This is a genomic window from Halopseudomonas salegens, assembly GCF_900105655.1.
In the GTDB taxonomy this organism is placed as follows: domain Bacteria; phylum Pseudomonadota; class Gammaproteobacteria; order Pseudomonadales; family Pseudomonadaceae; genus Halopseudomonas; species Halopseudomonas salegens.
Window position 1 is genome coordinate 3,245,440 of the sequence record NZ_LT629787.1, and the last position, 16,336, is coordinate 3,261,775.

Annotated in this window: 16 protein-coding genes; 8 read left to right on the top strand and 8 right to left on the bottom strand. The window is 59.2% G+C overall.

The genetic code is table 11. The features are described 5' to 3' along the window. Positions 1 to 130: 130 nt before the first annotated feature. The 5 genes from BLU07_RS14980 to BLU07_RS15000 all read left to right on the top strand — a co-directional run bounded on the left by BLU07_RS14980 (position 131) and on the right by BLU07_RS15000 (position 5,585). The gene (locus tag BLU07_RS14980; protein WP_092388514.1) at positions 131 to 604 is read left to right on the top strand and encodes a MarR family winged helix-turn-helix transcriptional regulator; all 474 of its coding nucleotides are present in this window, start codon (positions 131 to 133) and stop codon (positions 602 to 604) included. A 364-nt stretch (positions 605 to 968) separates the two neighbouring features. Next, positions 969 to 2,432: an NADP-dependent succinate-semialdehyde dehydrogenase gene (gene gabD, locus BLU07_RS14985; protein WP_092388517.1), complete on the top strand. Its 1,464-nt coding sequence runs from the start codon at positions 969 to 971 to the stop codon at positions 2,430 to 2,432. Positions 2,433 to 2,447: 15 nt separating this feature from the next. Beyond that, positions 2,448 to 5,018 carry an intermembrane phospholipid transport protein YdbH family protein gene (locus BLU07_RS14990; RefSeq protein WP_092388520.1) on the top strand — a complete coding sequence of 857 codons (2,571 nt, stop codon included), beginning with the start codon at positions 2,448 to 2,450 and terminating at the stop codon, positions 5,016 to 5,018. Between the two features lie 19 nt (positions 5,019 to 5,037). Then, positions 5,038 to 5,229 carry a YnbE family lipoprotein gene (locus BLU07_RS14995; protein ID WP_092388523.1) on the top strand — a complete coding sequence of 64 codons (192 nt, stop codon included), beginning with the start codon at positions 5,038 to 5,040 and terminating at the stop codon, positions 5,227 to 5,229. A gap of 11 nt (positions 5,230 to 5,240) precedes the next feature. Then, positions 5,241 to 5,585 carry a YdbL family protein gene (locus BLU07_RS15000; RefSeq protein WP_092388525.1) on the top strand — a complete coding sequence of 115 codons (345 nt, stop codon included), beginning with the start codon at positions 5,241 to 5,243 and terminating at the stop codon, positions 5,583 to 5,585. Here the strand turns inward: BLU07_RS15000 and BLU07_RS15005 are convergent. The 4 genes from BLU07_RS15005 to BLU07_RS15020 all read right to left on the bottom strand — a co-directional run bounded on the left by BLU07_RS15005 (position 5,560) and on the right by BLU07_RS15020 (position 8,454). After that, on the bottom strand, positions 5,560 to 6,210 hold the full coding sequence (locus tag BLU07_RS15005) for a DUF3047 domain-containing protein (protein WP_197675022.1): 651 nt from the start codon (positions 6,208 to 6,210) through the stop codon (positions 5,560 to 5,562). The two genes, BLU07_RS15000 and BLU07_RS15005, sit on opposite strands and share 26 nt — an antisense overlap. Then, positions 6,194 to 6,382: a hypothetical protein gene (locus BLU07_RS15010; RefSeq protein WP_092388531.1), complete on the bottom strand. Its 189-nt coding sequence runs from the start codon at positions 6,380 to 6,382 to the stop codon at positions 6,194 to 6,196. Before BLU07_RS15010 ends, BLU07_RS15005 begins: the two co-directional genes overlap by 17 nt. Positions 6,383 to 6,460: 78 nt before the next feature. Further along, entirely contained in the window at positions 6,461 to 7,453 is a 993-nt protein-coding gene (locus tag BLU07_RS15015; RefSeq protein ID WP_092388534.1) for a lipase secretion chaperone, read from the bottom strand. A 53-nt stretch (positions 7,454 to 7,506) separates the two neighbouring features. Next, positions 7,507 to 8,454, bottom strand: a complete 948-nt coding sequence (locus BLU07_RS15020) for a triacylglycerol lipase (protein ID WP_092388537.1) — start codon at positions 8,452 to 8,454, stop codon at positions 7,507 to 7,509. A 301-nt stretch (positions 8,455 to 8,755) separates the two neighbouring features. On the opposite strand from BLU07_RS15020, the gene BLU07_RS15025 reads away from it, so the two are divergent. The 3 genes from BLU07_RS15025 (at position 8,756) to BLU07_RS15035 (ending at position 10,582) form a co-directional block, all read left to right on the top strand. Continuing rightward, a complete protein-coding gene (locus tag BLU07_RS15025; RefSeq protein ID WP_092388540.1) occupies positions 8,756 to 9,226 on the top strand; it encodes an NfeD family protein in 471 nt (156 codons plus the stop codon). Positions 9,227 to 9,252: 26 nt separating this feature from the next. Then, positions 9,253 to 10,176: a stomatin-like protein gene (locus tag BLU07_RS15030; RefSeq protein WP_092388543.1), complete on the top strand. Its 924-nt coding sequence runs from the start codon at positions 9,253 to 9,255 to the stop codon at positions 10,174 to 10,176. A gap of 112 nt (positions 10,177 to 10,288) precedes the next feature. Then, the gene (locus tag BLU07_RS15035; RefSeq protein ID WP_231701649.1) at positions 10,289 to 10,582 is read left to right on the top strand and encodes a metal-sensing transcriptional repressor; all 294 of its coding nucleotides are present in this window, start codon (positions 10,289 to 10,291) and stop codon (positions 10,580 to 10,582) included. A gap of 60 nt (positions 10,583 to 10,642) precedes the next feature. On the opposite strand, the gene BLU07_RS15040 is transcribed toward BLU07_RS15035, so the two are convergent. The 4 genes from BLU07_RS15040 to BLU07_RS15055 form a co-directional block, all read right to left on the bottom strand. Further along, positions 10,643 to 13,780 carry an efflux RND transporter permease subunit gene (locus BLU07_RS15040; protein ID WP_092388546.1) on the bottom strand — a complete coding sequence of 1,046 codons (3,138 nt, stop codon included), beginning with the start codon at positions 13,778 to 13,780 and terminating at the stop codon, positions 10,643 to 10,645. After that, entirely contained in the window at positions 13,780 to 15,018 is a 1,239-nt protein-coding gene (locus BLU07_RS15045) for an efflux RND transporter periplasmic adaptor subunit (RefSeq protein WP_172830121.1), read from the bottom strand. Before BLU07_RS15045 ends, BLU07_RS15040 begins: the two co-directional genes overlap by 1 nt. Positions 15,019 to 15,125: 107 nt before the next feature. Then, entirely contained in the window at positions 15,126 to 15,668 is a 543-nt protein-coding gene (locus tag BLU07_RS15050) for a rhodanese-like domain-containing protein (protein WP_092388552.1), read from the bottom strand. A gap of 28 nt (positions 15,669 to 15,696) precedes the next feature. Next, the gene (locus BLU07_RS15055; protein ID WP_092388555.1) at positions 15,697 to 16,146 is read right to left on the bottom strand and encodes a DsrE family protein; all 450 of its coding nucleotides are present in this window, start codon (positions 16,144 to 16,146) and stop codon (positions 15,697 to 15,699) included. Between the last annotated feature and the right edge of the window lie 190 nt (positions 16,147 to 16,336).

Here is a 16,336-nt window from a genome sequence, read left to right on the forward strand (position 1 = left end):
TACTGCAACACCTCTGGCGGGCCTTATTTTATCGGCCAAGACGAGACACAGCAGACAGCTAATTACTACTGTAATATTTAGCCTTCTTGCAATTGCACGCATCCATGACCGGCGTGCCACGGAGCTTACCATGCACATGATGCACGATCTCTATCTAGCCCTGCGCCGTCTGCAACGGGCCAGTGAAATACATGCCAAACGGCTCGGCCGCAATAGTGGCCTGACGCCGATCCAGCTACTGATCCTGCACAGCATCAAGGCCATGGGTGAAGGCACCCTGGGTGATCTGGCCAAGCGTGTCAGCGTTTCCCAGGCCACCCTGAGTACCATTATCGACCGACTGGAAAAGCGTGACTTGCTGCATCGCATCCGCAGCAAGAGTGACAAGCGCAAGGTACATCTGGCCCTGACCGAGACTGGCCTGGCGGCAATTCAGGCCGAACCGGCACTGCTGCCCAGCGAATTTCTCGACAACTTCAGCGAACTGCCTGACTGGGAACAACTCATGTTGCTGGCCAGCCTGCAACGTGTCGCCGGCCTGCTGGAACATGGCCAGGATGGTATCGGCCCCAGTGCGTTGTTCGAGCGCGACCACGTCGCTTGATTGCTCGACAGGGAAGCACTGATTAAATCCGGTCGGAGCATCAGCGCGACTGTTGCTGACCGGTGCTGGACACGCCGTAAACCCATCCATGGGGGCTCGTAGATGCCCGCAGAAAATTGCTCCTGCATTTTCTGCGCTTCCGCCGTCCATGGCGGTCGCCTGGCATCTAACGGTCCAGCACCGGTCAGCAACAGTCACGCTGCCAAAGATTTGTGCAATTAATCAGCGCTTCCCCACCCCCACTCGCAACCCCACCATTTAATTCCCTGTTTCCCTTGCAGCCCCCCTCGGCATTTCTTAGCATGTTTGAAATATCAAACATTTGCGTGTCTTTTGACTGACACCCATGCCATGAGGATTACCGATGCAACTTGCCCGCCCTGACCTTTTCCGCCAACAGGCCTTTATCAACGGTGAATGGTGCGAGGCAGACAGCCAACAGCGCTATCAGATTGCCAACCCGGCTGACGGCAGTGTTCTGGGCAGCGTACCCAACATGAGCACTACTGACGCCCGGCAAGCAATCACCGCAGCGGAAAAAGCCCAGCCGGCCTGGCGTGCGCTGAGCGCCAAGGAGCGCAGCACTGTATTGCGCCGCTGGCACGCGCTGATGCTGGCGCATCAGGATGACCTGGCGCTGATCATGACCGCCGAACAGGGCAAACCCCTGGCCGAAGCGCGCGGTGAAATCGGCTATGCAGCGAGCTTTATCGAATGGTTTGCCGAAGAAGCCAAACGGGTTTACGGCGACATCATCCCCGGCCATCAAGCTGACAAACGTATTCTGGTGCAAAAAGAGCCGGTGGGCGTTACTGCCGCCATTACGCCGTGGAACTTTCCCGCCGCGATGATCACCCGCAAGGCAGCGCCAGCATTGGCGGCCGGTTGCGCCATGGTGGTCAAGCCGGCACCGCAAACACCCTATTCCGCCCTGGCACTGGCCGCGCTGGCTGTCGAAGCGGGGCTGCCTGCTGGCCTCTTCAGCGTGCTGACCGCCGACGCCGACCAGGCAATCGAGATTGGCAACGAACTTTGCAGCAACCCGGTGGTGCGCAAACTCTCGTTTACCGGTTCCACTGCCGTGGGCAGTCAGTTGATGCGCCAATGTGCGCCTTCGCTGAAAAAGCTGTCACTGGAACTCGGCGGCAACGCACCTTTCATCGTATTTGACGATGCCGACCTGGATGCCGCCGTCGAAGGCGCAATGATTTCCAAATTCCGCAATGCCGGGCAGACCTGTGTCTGCGCCAACCGCATCTACGTTCAGGATGCGGTGTACGATGCCTTTGCCGCCAAGCTGTGTGCCGCTGTCAGCCAGCTCAAGGTCGGCAATGGCCTGGAGGAGGGCATCAGCACCGGTCCGCTGATCAATACAGCAGCGCTGAACAAGGTACAGCAGCATCTGCAGGATGCCAGTGACAAGGGTGCCAAACTGCTGCTCGGCGGCAAGCCGCATAGCCTGGGCGGCAACTTCTTTGAACCCACGGTGCTCAGTGAGGTCAACGCCAGTATGCAAGTAGCCCGCGAAGAGACCTTCGGGCCGCTGGCACCTTTGTTCCGCTTCAGTGACGAGGCCGATGTGATTGCCCAGGCGAACGACACCGAATTCGGTCTGGCTGCCTATTTCTACGCCAACAACCTGAACCGGGTATTCCGCGTGGCCGAAGCGCTTGAATACGGTATGGTCGGTATCAATACCGGGCTGATCTCAACCGAGGTAGCACCCTTTGGCGGCATGAAAGCCTCTGGCCTCGGGCGTGAAGGCTCGAAATACGGGATCGATGAATATGTCGAGATCAAGTATCTCTGCCTCGGCGGGATTGGCTGAGCAGGCAGCCAACTGATGCGCCGCCCTTTGGCGCTGCTGCTGCGTGTCGTCGTATGGGGCCTGCTGCTCCTGCTGGTGCTCGGCCTGTTTGCAGCACAACAGGCCCAGCGCTGGATTCAGCAACAAGGCATTCATGATCTGGGCTTTTCCGGTGTGCGCTGGCAGGCCGGCAGCCTGCATATCGGTCGTCTCAGCCTGACCCGGCTGGAAGGCGGCGGTTACCAGCAACTGATCATCGGGCAACTTCAACTGCAACCCGACTGGTCAGCTGGTCAACTGCAACATATTGCTGCAGAGCACCTCTGGCTGAGTATGCAGCCGGGTAGCCAGCCGGTTACCAGCCCCGCCGCCAATCCTTTCGACTGGCCCTTTGCGGTACTGCAGGATTCCCGCCAATGGCTGGCCCGACTGCCCGAACAGCTCGTTGTAGAGCAACTGACCATGGATCTGCCCTGTGGTGAGCAGTATTGCCATCTGCGCGGACATTTCAATCTGACAACTGATCCCGAGCAGATGCAGCTGGCGTTGCAATTACACCATGCCGGCGAACAATTGCGCTGGCAGAGCGATCTGGAGCTGCGTGAACATACCCGACTCAACAGCACCATTGAACTGAATACCCGGCCTTTGGCCCAAGTGGATCTCACGGGCAGTGACGGTGGCCGACAATGGCACGCCAGCTTGCTGGTACCTGACTGGCCGGACAGTAGCGGGCTGCTCAACGCGTTGTCACCCTGGTTGAACCGCGACGGCTGGCCGGTTGATCAACTACCGCAAGGTGCCCGGTTCAATGCCAGTGGTTTCTGGCGCGGTGATCAACCTCCCGAGAACCCGGGGCAAATGCTGCAGGGCGAACTGGCCATGCAAGCCGACCTGTCCCTACCCGAACCCTGGTTGCTGCCCGGCTACGCGCGGATTCAGGGCGACGCCCAGATTGGGCTGGCGCACTTTGATCAGGCCTGGCAAATCTCTCGCTTGCAGACTGACCTCAACCTGGATCAACTGCAGCATCCAGCCCTTGCCGACGTACCTGACTGGCTGCGCCCTGAGCACCTGCAGCTGCAATTGCGCGCGCGTGAGGATCAAACCCTGAACTGGCAGCAGACGCTGTCAGCCGAGCTGTCCCTGAGCAGTCAGGGCAGCAGTCAGATAGACTGGAACAGCCAGTTGGAGCTGGGACTGGAACCCGCGTTGCAGCTGACGTTCAAGCAGGGTGAGCTGGATGTCAGGCTGGCTGCACTGCAACTGGATGACTGGGCGCTCGGCAACGTACATGTGCAGGCAGCTGCGCTGGCCGGACAAGTGAATGCGCAGCAGATCCAGCTTCTCCCCAGCGAGGCCATCACTTTGCGCCTGCAGCAACTGGAGAACCCGGCGCTGGACCTGGCAGCCAACAACCTGCAACTGACCCTGGCAGACAACCAATTGCTCTGGCCGCTTACCGAGTCGGCCAAACCCAAGGTGAGCAGCCGAATCAGCCTGCAAGCCGGCACACTGGAACACCCATTGCTGAAAGCCCAGGGCTGGAATGGCCAATGGCAACTGGACTGGCACAGCAATGCCCTGACTGCTCAAGGGCAGCTGGGCAACGCTGGCGGGCTCAATATGAGCAGCCAGCTGCAGTTGTCAGATGCTGGCGACTGGAAGGGCGCAGTCGAGCTGGAAGAAATCTTTTTCCGTGCCGGCAATCCGCTGGCGGCCAGTCTGGCTGACTGGCCCGCACTGCTCAGCCTGTCGAGTGGCCGCTTGACGGGCAATGTCAGCCTGCTTGGCAGCAGTGGTCTGGACAGTCTGGAGGGTCAGCTGCAGCTGCGCGGAGCCAACGGCATCTATGACCGTAGCAGTTTCAGCGGGCTGGACCTGCCGTTGCAAATAGACCTGCGCGGCGAACAGTTGCAGCTCGAGAGCTCCGGGCTGCGCATTACCAGCATTGATCCCGGCCTGCCGCTCGGCCCGGTTCAACTCAGCGCCAGTTACCTGGCTGATATGGACAGCCTGCTGCAGGGGCAAGTGCGGATCGAGCAGGCCGAATTGCAGGGCCTTGGCGGACGTGTATGGCTGGAACCCGACAACATCGATCTGGCCACCAGCGAACAGGTATTGCCATTCAGGTTCAGCGGCCTTGAACTGGGCCGCCTGCTTGAGGTCTATCCTACAGAAGGGCTGGAGGGCGGTGGTACCCTGGATGGGCAGCTGCCGCTCAAACTGAGCGATGGTGCATTCAGTGTCAGTGACGGGCTGGTTCAGGCGCGGAATCCGGGTGGCCGATTGCAGTACCGTTCCGAGCGCATCAGTGAACTGGCGGCCGGCAATCCCGGCATGCGTGAGCTGGCGGTTGCACTGGATGACTTCCGCTATACCCTGCTACGCAGTACGCTGGATTATCAGGAAGACGGTACCCTGCTCCTGGGGCTGCGTCTGGAAGGCAGTAACCCGGCGTTGCAACAAGGGCGCCCGGTGCACTTGAACATACAGCTGGAAGAGGATATTCCAGCGTTGCTGGCCAGCCTGCAATTGAGCGGACAGGTCAGTGAAATCATTCAAAAACGGGTTCAACAGCGCCTGCTACAGCGCCAGAACCCCTGAGATGGAAGGAGCCCGGCCTATGCCATGGCGTCGTCTTGCGGTACTCATGACCAGCCTCTGGTTGCTGGCTGCCTGCACCCCTACGGTCCAGTTGGCTGCACCCAGCGAGCCGATCAATATCAATTTGAACGTGAAGATTCAGCACGAGATTCTGGTCAAGATCGACCGTGAGCTGGATTCCCTGTTCAGCGAATCCAGTGGCCTGTTCTAAGGAGCCCCGTTATGCATCCGATTACCCGTTTCAGCGCTCTCTGTCTGATCATCCTGTTCAGCTTGCCGGCACTGGCCATGAACCTCAATCAAGCCATGACTGCACTGCCTGCCGCCAAGGAGGCCGGCCACCTTGGCGAACAACCCGACGGCTATCTGGGTGTGGTCAAACCGGTGGGTGAGGCGGACGAGATAGCCAGCCTGATCAATGCCGCGCGACGCGCCGAGTATCAGCGCCTGGCCGATGAACACAATGTAGACCTGAGCGACATTCAGGCACGCGCCGGCAAGAAAGCCATAGAACGCACTCCGGCCGGGCAATACATCCAGCTCAACGGAGTGTGGATGACGAAGTAGCCGGCAACCAGCGGATCGGCCCATACCAGCCCTGGATGGGCTGACCGCTGTTATCGCAATCGGTCATGATCGCCAGGCCATCAATCTGGTCGACCTCTTCGCCATGCAAGGCGATGAAATCCTCCCGCACATTGCGCTGCTCGGTATTCACTTGCCAACCGCCCGTGCTGCCACTCTGCAAAGCCAGCATCCGGGCCTGCCCGGCAAAAGCGTTCGGCCAGTTGCTCATGCGCGGTTCCGTGCTGGACCAGACATAATTCACCGCACGCGTACGCCAGCGCAGCAAACCCCCATCCTTGACCACGTAGAGGCGCACCGGGTAATCATCACCCGCCTTGCTTTGTTCATCGATATCACTGAACACGCCACGGACTGCCCACTGCCATTGCAGTACCGGACTTTGCCGCAAGTCGATGTCCTGTTGCAGGTACAGCGCACTGGCGCCATTCACGCAGTCGGCCTGCAACCAGGTTTGTCCGTCGCGCTTAACCAGGCTGTACTCGGTCGGGTCAGCAAAGTCGCGCTGCTCCCAATCGAGGATATCGGCCGGCTGATAACTGTTGGCCGTGGCGGCATTGGCCGCACAGGCCAGGCACAAGCCGAGCAGGCTAGTCCGCATCATCATCCTGCTCCTGTTGGTAGCGCTGCCAGTCTTCCCAGTCATGCGGGGTACCGGCGCGCGGCGCATCGGGATGCAGGGCACGCTGCAACGCCTTGCCTTCCAGGCTGCTGGCTTTATCGTCCTCGTCAGGCTCCTTGTCCAGACCATACTTTTTCTTGAACTCATCAACACGCATGTTCACCTCCGCATATTGAGTGTTCTTCGAGTATGCGCCGTATCAAACCGGCCTGCCTGACGAGGATGTTGCAGAATGTCAGGGCAGGTCCAGCAGAGCGCGCACACGCAATTGCTCATGCTCGGCAAAATTGCGTGCCAGTAACTCATCCAGCATGGCAGTCTGGTCCGTCGGCGCCAACCCGGGATGCTGCATGATCTGCTCGCGCTCGCTGGCAAAGCTGTCGAGCCGCTGTTGCCAGTCGGCGCGCTGGCTGTCCAGAGCCTCAAGCCGTTCAGTAGCCTGCGGCCCAACCAGTTCCATACGCAGGTTGCGCAGCTCATCGCTACTGCCACCCGCGGCCAGCAATGCCTGACTCTGCTGGCGCAGGTCGGCATGCAGCTGGGGCAACAACAGCTCCCGCAACGCGTCGGGCAGATCATCACGCAGTGCCTCAATGCGCTCGCCCCGCTCAACCGCATCCAGTGTAGCGTCCTGCATGACCTGCATACGTTGCAGCGTGAAGCGGTGATAGAGCTCTTCTTTGGCGAAGAAGGCCGCATGCGCTTCGGCGCTGAAAATGCTGGCACGCAGACGTTGCACGGCATCTTCACGGGCCAGCAGCGCATCCAGATCAGCCGCCCGCGGGTAAGCTGATTCCAGATCGACCACTGCATGCAGATAGGCGAGGTAATCGTCGAGCAAATCCAGCGCCTGGGTCTGGGCTGGCTGTGCCAGATTCTGGCGCAAATAGGCGCGAATCTTCGCCTCGGCCTGCTCCTGACTGACTTCGCCCACAGTGGCCAGAAAATAATCGAACAGATGGCGCAGCTGGTCAGTAATCAGCAGATTGCCCTGGGCATCGACCTGTAACTGGCCATCTACCTCGGTATCGCGCAGAGAAGCCGGCAAGGCCTCCGGCACTGGGGCCTGGAGGCCGGGCATAGCTGCCGGAGTGGTCAGGTCTGCTGTCTCGGCCGGCGATGGGGAAGAAACCGCAGCCGTTTCAACGGGCGCATCGCCTTGGCTCAACCAACCGATCAAGAGCACGGCGCTGAGCACAAGAGGCGTATATATAATAAGTGCTTTCACGGGTCATTCCTGTTGCCCCGGCAGCACACTGCCGGGGCAGATCGTGCGGATGGTTACAGGCCGGCTCGCTTCAGCCGGTTGGCATGCTGACGATAGACCGACACCGGACTGGTCTCGAACAGGCTGGTCAGGCCAAATGTCTGATTCACCTCGTCAAGATGGTTCATGCGGTAGTTGTCGCGAATCACCATACCCATGCGCGAGCTGCAACGACCAACCAGACCGTCATTGGCTTCAAAGCCAAAGGTCAGGGCGGTAGCTCCAAGCATCAGATCGGCGGGATCGAGGATATTGGTGACCGGGCTGGTGCCACTCCAGGAGTAGTAGCGCACGCCGTTGACCACATAAGCACCCTCGCCACAGGCAGAGGTGGGCAAGCCCTGCGGAAAACGCGCATTGAAACGGGCCGCGCCGGCAGAATTGAGCGACTCCAGGGTACCCAGCGCATTCTGCGGGGTGGTCGAGCTGCTGCCGGAAAGGAAGTTGATCAACCCGCCCAGGCCATTGACGATACCGGCCAGCATGGCTTCGCCAGCGGAGCCTTCCGGCACATTGCGAATAAAGTCGGCTGTCGCCGAGCCCTTGTGCGGGGCACCGACACTGGTGACCGAAGCCACCAGATCAGGGCGTACGGCTGCAACGTAACGGACGGTCGGGCCGCCGTGGCTGTGGCCGATCAGATTGACTCTGGGCTTGCCGCTGATGGCGACGATTTCTTCGACCTGGGCCAGCAATTGCTCACCACGGGCTTCCGAGGTGTCCAGCTGACTGACTTCGGTGACATACACTTTGGCGCCATCCTTGCGCAGTGCGCCAGGAATGCCGAACCAGTAATCCACACCGAGCAGGCTGTCAAAACCGAGCATGCCGTGGGATAGCACAATGGGGTATTGCGTTTTTGTGTAACCGGAGGAGCTGAACCAGAAGGCCTGAGCCTGTGTGGCCAGCGTCATGCCGGCAACCAGCCCGACGGTGACGGGCAACCATGCAGTGCGACGCATATTACGAATCCTTTGTTGTTGTCTTTGTAGGCCCGGAGCTGCGGTGGCTCCAAGCGATTGCAAGCCTAGACAGCGATCAGGAGAAGCGACAGGCCGGGCTGAAATAAACCATCTGCTGACTTTATGGCTATTTTGTGACCCATCAGACACTGGCTCTGCAACAAGATCATTCAGCAAATAAATGCGATGAACGGCAGTTCATATTTTGCTGTGCAAGACACGACAACAAAGCGGCGCCAGCAGTGACAATCTGCTAATCTTGGCCGGCTGCCTACTTATGACTGTCCATGGAGTGACTTTGATGCTTGCAAGCCTGATAACTGGCTACCCCTTCTGGCTGTTGCTGGGATTGCTGCTGTTGATTTCCGAGTTTTTTGTGCCGGGTCTGATCGCTGCCTTCTTTGCTATCGGCGCGCTGATAGTGGGTTTGTTGACCCTGTTTGGCGTGATTGAAAGCCTGCCCATTCAATTGACACTCTTTGCCCTGATCAGCCTTGCCGCCCTGTTCGGCCTGCGCAAGCATTTCAAGCGCTGGCTGACCGGCGCGACCAGTGATCGCTCGCTGCAGGATCAGGATGACAGCGGCCTGATCGGTACGCGGGTCAAGGTACTCACCGACTTTACCCAGGGCATCGGCCATGTGTCGCACAACGGCGCCAAATGGGATGCCGAATCCAGCGACCCACTCAAGGCCGGTGATGCTGCCTGGATCATCAGTCACCGGGGTATAGTGCTGACTGTCAGCAGTACTTTGCCGGCAAACCTTTCCTGACACCCTGTAAAAAACGGAGCTAATGCATGGATATTGCAACCATGATTGCCTTGGCCTTTTTGGTCCTGGTCGTCATCACTGTGGCAAAAACGGCGCAGATCGTGCCACAACGTTCGGCCTATGTTGTCGAGCGTCTGGGTAAATATGTAAAGACACTGGAAGCCGGCTTTCACCTGCTGATTCCCTTTGTCGACAAGATTGCCTACAAACACACCCTGAAAGAGAACGCCATGGATGTACCCCGCCAGGCGTGCGTGACCCGCGACAACATCCAGATCGTGGTTGACGGTGTCCTCTACCTGCAAGTGGTCGATCCCAAGCAGGCCAGTTACGGCATCCATGACTATGCCTATGCCGCAATGCAGTTGGCGCAGACCACGTTGCGCTCGGTCGTCGGCAAGATTGACCTGGACAAGACCTTTGAAGAGCGCGAGTCAATCAACATGCAAGTGGTTGAAGTGCTCGACGAAGCGGCCAAGCCCTGGGGCGTCAAGGTGCTGCGTTACGAGATTGCCGATATCGAACTGCCGGCGACCATTCTCGATGCGCTGGAGAAGCAGATGCGCGCCGAGCGGGAACGTCGCGCAGTGGTTGCCGAGTCTGAAGGCGAACGACAGGCCAAGATCAACGTGTCTGAAGGCATGAAGCAGGAAACCATCAACCTGTCCGAAGCCGACAAGATGCGTCAGATCAACGAAGCTGAAGGCAAGGCCCGCGAGATCGAGCTGATTGCCGAAGCCACGGCTGAAGGTATTCGTCGGGTTGCCCTGGCAATCAATACCGATGGGGGTCAGGATGCGGTTGGTTTGCGGGTTGCCGAACAGTATGTGCATGAGTTCGGCAAACTGGCGCAAACCAACAACACCATGATCCTGCCTGCCGAGCTGAGCAATATCGGCTCTGCGGTCGCTGCAATCACCAAGACACTGGAATCAACCAGAACCCGCTGATTGCAGTGAAAAGGGCGCCATTCGGCGCCCTTTCTGCATCCGGGGCTTAACCCGGTCAGCAATTGGGCATACACTTGGCGCCATTATACTTTTGTTGCAGGGGTAACCGGCCATGTCAGCCACCGAGCAGAACAACACACTCAGCGAAACCCAGGCTGCACAACAGAAAGCCATGTTGATGCGACTGGCGCGGGTAGAAGGACAAGTCCGCGGTATCCAGGCGATGATCAAACGCGGCGAAACCTGTGAAGCCATCGCACAGCAATTCTCGGCCTCACGCAGCGCGCTGGACAAGGCCTACCGCATGATGCTGACCTGCCTGATCGAGGAAACCCTGCTGGAACCGGGTCAGAATCCGGCTGATGCCATCGAGCAGGTGCGCAAGATCTTCATCAAGTACACCTGAACGGCAACGCCCACCCGATCCCGTCCTTTCCCGGCCGCCGGCCAACCACACCGCACTGCATCAGGCCGGTGCTGCCTGACGTGCTGCCCGGCGCTGTTTGAAATGTTCCAGATAGGACATCAACGCCGGAATCACCAACAGCACCAACAGCGTCGACAAGCCCAGACCGAAAGCAATCGATGTCGCCATCGGAATCAGGAATTGCGCCTGCAACGAGGTTTCGAACAGCAAGGGCAGCAGACCGCCAATGGTGGTCAATGACGTGAGCAATACCGCCCGTAGCCGCTGCACCACTGCCTGATTCAACGCTTCGGTTATATCCAGGCCCCGCTGGCGTTGCTGCTCGTAGAAGGTCACCAGAATAATCGAGTTGTTGACCACAATCCCGGACAACCCGAACAGGCCAAACAACGACATGATGGTCATGTTCATGCCCATCAGCCAATGTCCCAACAGGGCACCGACCAGTGCCAGAGGAATCACCGCCATAACAATCAGCGGCGTGCTCCAGGACCTGAACACCCAGACCAGAATCGCGTACATCAGCAGCAGGCCGATAAATAACCCGGTGCGCATATCGGCCATGGTGTCGCGCTGATCGGCCGAGCGGCCCTCGAAGCTGTAGCTGGCGTTGTAGCGCGCAGCCAGATCCGGCAGCGCCGGTGCCAGTGACTCCAATACCACCCCCGCCGTGGTGGCTGCCGGATCGAGATCAGCCGTCACTTCCGCAGCCAGACGCCCGTCGGCATGTCGCAGAGCCTCGAAACCCTGGCGGGTGGTGAATTCAGCAACCTGTTCCAGAGGCACGAAGCGCCCGTCGGCCAGACGAATATTCAGGTGCGACAGGCTGGACAGACGTTCCCGCTCATCTCGTGGCAACTGCACGCGCACTTCAATTTCGTCCGACTGCTGCTGGTAGATTTGCGCCAGCCGGCCGTCATAGGCTGCGCGCAACTGATTGCCCAGACTTTGCGTGCTCAGGCCAAGCGCCTGGCCATAAGGCGTCAGCTCATAGACCAGCTGTTCACGGCCCCAGGCCATATCGTCTTCCACCGTCAGCACGCCATCAATGGCTCCCAGCATCTGCGCCAGCTCATCCGCTGCGGCTTTGATCTGCCGGGCATCTTCACCACTCAGGCGCACATTGATGTCCTTGCCCGGAGGCCCGGCCACTCGTTCAGTCATCACCAGACGATCCAGCCCGGCCGGCATCTCGATACGCTCACGCCAGGCACGAATAAACGCCTGATTGCGTACCTCGCGGTGATCCGGCGAGATCAACTCGACCATCACCGAGCCCACCTGATCACCACTGCGCCCTGTACCGGCCGAGCCGGTAATCTGTCCGCGACGCACGACTGCGGTCTGAATCAGTTCTCCGCCCAGTGCGGCTTCAGTGGCATTCAGGCTGTCCTGCAAATGCTCGGTGAAACGCTCCATGGTGCTGCGCGGCGTGCCGGCAACGAAGGTGGCATTGGCATAGAGCACCTGTGGTTCCGGCGTGGGGAAGAAGCTGAAACCGATACGTCCGCTGCTCATCAGGCCGATGGTAAACAGTATGGCCAGCAGGGCGCAGGCCAGGGTCGCGCCCCGGTGTTCCAGGGTACGCGCGGAAAAGCGCCGGAAAGGGCCTTCGCGGAAACGCCCGAAAGCTTCATCAAATCGGCTACGAACCCCATCCAGCTTGCGCCCGGCACGGGCCAATGAAGACTGTCGCAGCGAAGGCATGGCGGGCTTGAATGCATTGCGCAGGTGGTGCGGCAACACCACAAAACACTCAATCAGCGAGGCGATCAGAATGCAGATCATCACCACGGGGATATCGCCGAGAATATTGCCGAACACGCCACCGACCATCAGTAGCGGCATAAAAGCGGCAATGGTCGTCAGCGAAGAGGCGACTACCGGCCAGAGCATGCGCTTGGCCGCGCCTTCCGAGGCATATTCCGGTTTTTCGCCGTCACGGAAGTGAGCATCGGCATCCTCACCGACCACAATGGCGTCATCGACAATCACCCCGAGCGCCATGATCAGCGCAAACAAGGAGATCATGTTGATCGAACCACCAATCAGCCAGAACACTCCGAGGGCGCCCAGAAAGGCCGTGGGAATACCGACCGCCACCCAGAGCGCAACCCGCGCTGGCAAGAAGAAGTACAGCAACAACAACACCAGCACCAGACCACCAACCCCGTTGTTGACCAACAGATTGATGCGCTCGTTGATCAGTCGCCAGGCTTCGTCATAGACATGCAGCTGCAAACCCTCGGGTAGGGTTGGGCGCACCTCCTCAAGCCAGTCATTGAGCACCTTTGCCGACACCAGCGAATGCCCGTTTTCCGCCCGCTGCAGTTGCAGCTCCACCGCCGGCAAGCCCTGATAACGCAACATGGTCTGATTGCGCATGGGCTCCTGACGAATACTCGCCACATCACCCAGGCGGGTATAACTGCTGGCTGCCGACTGCAGAATCAATTCGGCAAACTGCTCCGGGCTGCGCCGCTGCTCGATCGCACGCAACTCGCGCGCCGCATCCTGATCGCCGATCTGTCCGGCGGGCAGATCGCGTGACTCCGCTGCGACCCGCTCGGCAATCTGCTCCAGGCTCATACCCAGCTCCTGCAACCGGGCATTCGCTACATCGATGCTGATCTGCTGGGCCGGCAAGCCGGAAAGGTTGATGCGGTCGATTCCGCGCGCAAGCAGGTCACGCTCCAACCGGTAGGCCAGAGCCCGCAATTCATGATCGGCATAGGGGCCATAGACCAGCACATTGGCTACCGGGTCAAAACGCGCCACGCGCGCCACCTCGGGTCGTTCGGCACCGCTGGGCAAATTGCGGAATTCATCGACCAGTTGACGCACATCGTCCAGGGCCACAATCGGATCGCTGTCCTCGGTAAACTCGAGGGTAATATTCGAGACCCCTTGCGCCGAGGTCGAGGTCATCGACTTGAGTTTTTCCACGCTGCGCAGACGCTGCTCCAGCGGAATGGTAATCGCCTGTTCGATATCCTCCGCAGCAGCTCCACTCCAGACCACGCGCACGGTGACGAAATCCAGAGCAAAGGTCGGAAAGAACTGGATATTCATGCGGGTCAGGCCAAGTACCCCGGCGCCAATCATCAACAGCATGAACAGATTGGCCGCTACCGGGTGGCGAACAAAGAACCCCAGCGGGCTGCGTGCTCCATTCATCAGGGCTGCTCCTCGTCAGCCGCTGACGTATCCACTTTCAGCCCCTGCATGGCATTGGGCAGATGGGTGATGACGATCTGCATGCCCGCAACCAGTTCCGGCGATCCCACCAGAACCTTGCGCTCACCCTGTTCATCCCGGGTTTCACCGAGTCGCTGCACACTCAAGCGATGCATGCGGCCATCTTTCAGCGCATAGATGGTGTCATTGCCATACAGGGCGCTATGGGGCAAGGCGACACTGTTTTCCTGTGTGGGTCGCGTCGCGCTCATGGCCAACAGATTGCCAACACGCAGACTGGGGGCTGGGGCATCCAGCTGGAATATCGCTTCAACGCCACTGGCATCAGCTCGCCCGGCGATACGCACCAGAGTAAGACCAATTATTGGCTCATCCAGGGTGTCGGCACGAATGGTCGAGCCTTCGGCCAGCGCCTGCAAATAAGCCTGACTGTAAACCTGGGGCAGGGTGGCGCGCACTTCCATGCCCGCCAGCGGATACAGTTCGAGCAGGGCCTGATTGGCGTTCACCTGATCACCCACCGCGACCTGCGGCTGGCTGACGATGGCATCATAGGGAGCAGCAAAACGGCTGCGCTTGGCATCACGCTGCATACTTTCCAGGGCAGACTTGCTGCGTTGCACACGTGCCTGCAGCGCCGCCTCACGATGGGCAAAGGTCTCGATACTGCGCTGCCGGTTGGCCACCGTCAGTGCCGCCCGCTCCATGGTGTCTTCTGCATTATCCAGTTCGGCACGCGGTGCCAGTTCACGCTCGACCAGTCGTTGCATGCGTGCCAGGGCTGCTTCCGCGTTGGCCTGGATGCGCTGTTCCAGCTCAAGAGCACGCTGATCATTGCGGTGCGCCGCCCTTTCGCTGGCCAGCTGGGCCTCGGCATCGGCGAGTTCGGCTTCTGCCTGCAGCAGGCGCGGGGCAATATCGGCCTCATCCAGTGCTACCAGCAACTCCCCTTGCGCAACCTGCTGACCATCCCGTACCGGCAATTCAGCAATCCGCCCGGACAGGGGGGCAACCACGGTAAAGCGTTGCGGTGACTCCAGCTGCCCATACAGCGTCAGTCGCGGCTGTAGCTTTTGTGGCTCGATAACCTGCGTATCCACCCGCCAGCTGCGCTCGGCCGGGGTTACTGTTTCCGGTGTCGGCCGAGTGGCCCGCAAGACCACAAAAATCACAACAGCAAGGATGATGATAAGGAGTGGCAATGGCAGCTTGCGCATGGGAATTCCGTTTGAGAAAAATGACATGATAAAGCTTTGCGTACGTAAAAAGACAACACCCGGTGCATCACCGGGTGTTGCTAGCCAGCTGATGATCGTTCCAGCACTCAGGGTCGATAAATGGTGTCCGGGTCAATCTGTGGTTGCCAGGGCAATCCATCGTTCTGCCACCCATTGAGCGTACGCAGACCCTCCTGTGCGCCGTCTTTATGGGCACTGCCCTGAAAACCGTTGATGACATAGCGCACATTGGTAAAACCCTGTTCCCGCAGGTAATTGGCACTGGGCTCGCCACGCTCGCTGCCGGAGCGGCAAAGTGTCACCACCAGAGCGTCTTTCCCCAGACCTTTGGCATCCAGTGCTGCGGCCACCTGGGCCGCAAAATCCGGATTCTGGTTCAACTGGAAGCGGTTATTTTCGCTGTCGAAGGCGTACCGATCGACCAGCAGATAGGGAATATTGGCATCAATGCCCAGCGGTGTACCGACAAACATGATTTCCACCGGGTCGCGCACGTCGATAAACAGCATCGCCTCATCCTGCTGCTGCAACAGATAAGCTGTCTGTTGCGGAGTCAGGCCCGACTCCTCGGCACTCAGATTCGTCGCCATGGCAGCAACAACTATCAGCAGCCAGTTGCGTAAACGCATAGGTCTCTCCTGTAAGGGTTTGACGGGTTCAGAAGGAATATACCCGCGTATTTTCCTCAGTCATCCGGGCGGCCATGTCTGGTGGCGTTGCCACCTCGATGCCGGCACGCAGATCGGCCTGGGTATATTCGCTGTTGGGCAAATAGAGGGCGCAGACACTCACGTTGGCACCCTGCTGCAGGAGCCGATCCAGCAGCTGTGCCGGGCTGACATCATTCGGCTTGAGCCTGTCATCCGGTGCATTCTGCAGGGCCAGGTCACCGGCACGGTCACATAACAGCACATCGACCTGATGCCCCTGACCGGCAATCGCATTGCCCAGCACCATGGCCATACCCTGGGTCTGCACCGAAGCACTGGTAACAATCAGCAAATGTTGCCGGGGGCTCTGGTGTTCATCCGCATTGGCAGCGGATACACCAGCCAGAGCAGCTGCAGCCATCACAGATAACACGATGGGGCGCAGTAATTGTCGCATAGGTCTCTCCTTATACTGTTGGGGGTATATATCGAGTGTAATGGAAAAGTATCGATTATGCTGCCGCTGCTCTGTGACCCGTTGTCACAGGTAGCGCTATAACCCGCCATATCCCGCATCGATATGCCTTCTCGGCGAGGCAACAGCGCGCTACTTTCAGACTTTGCTCAAAAACAACAACATCCTGGAG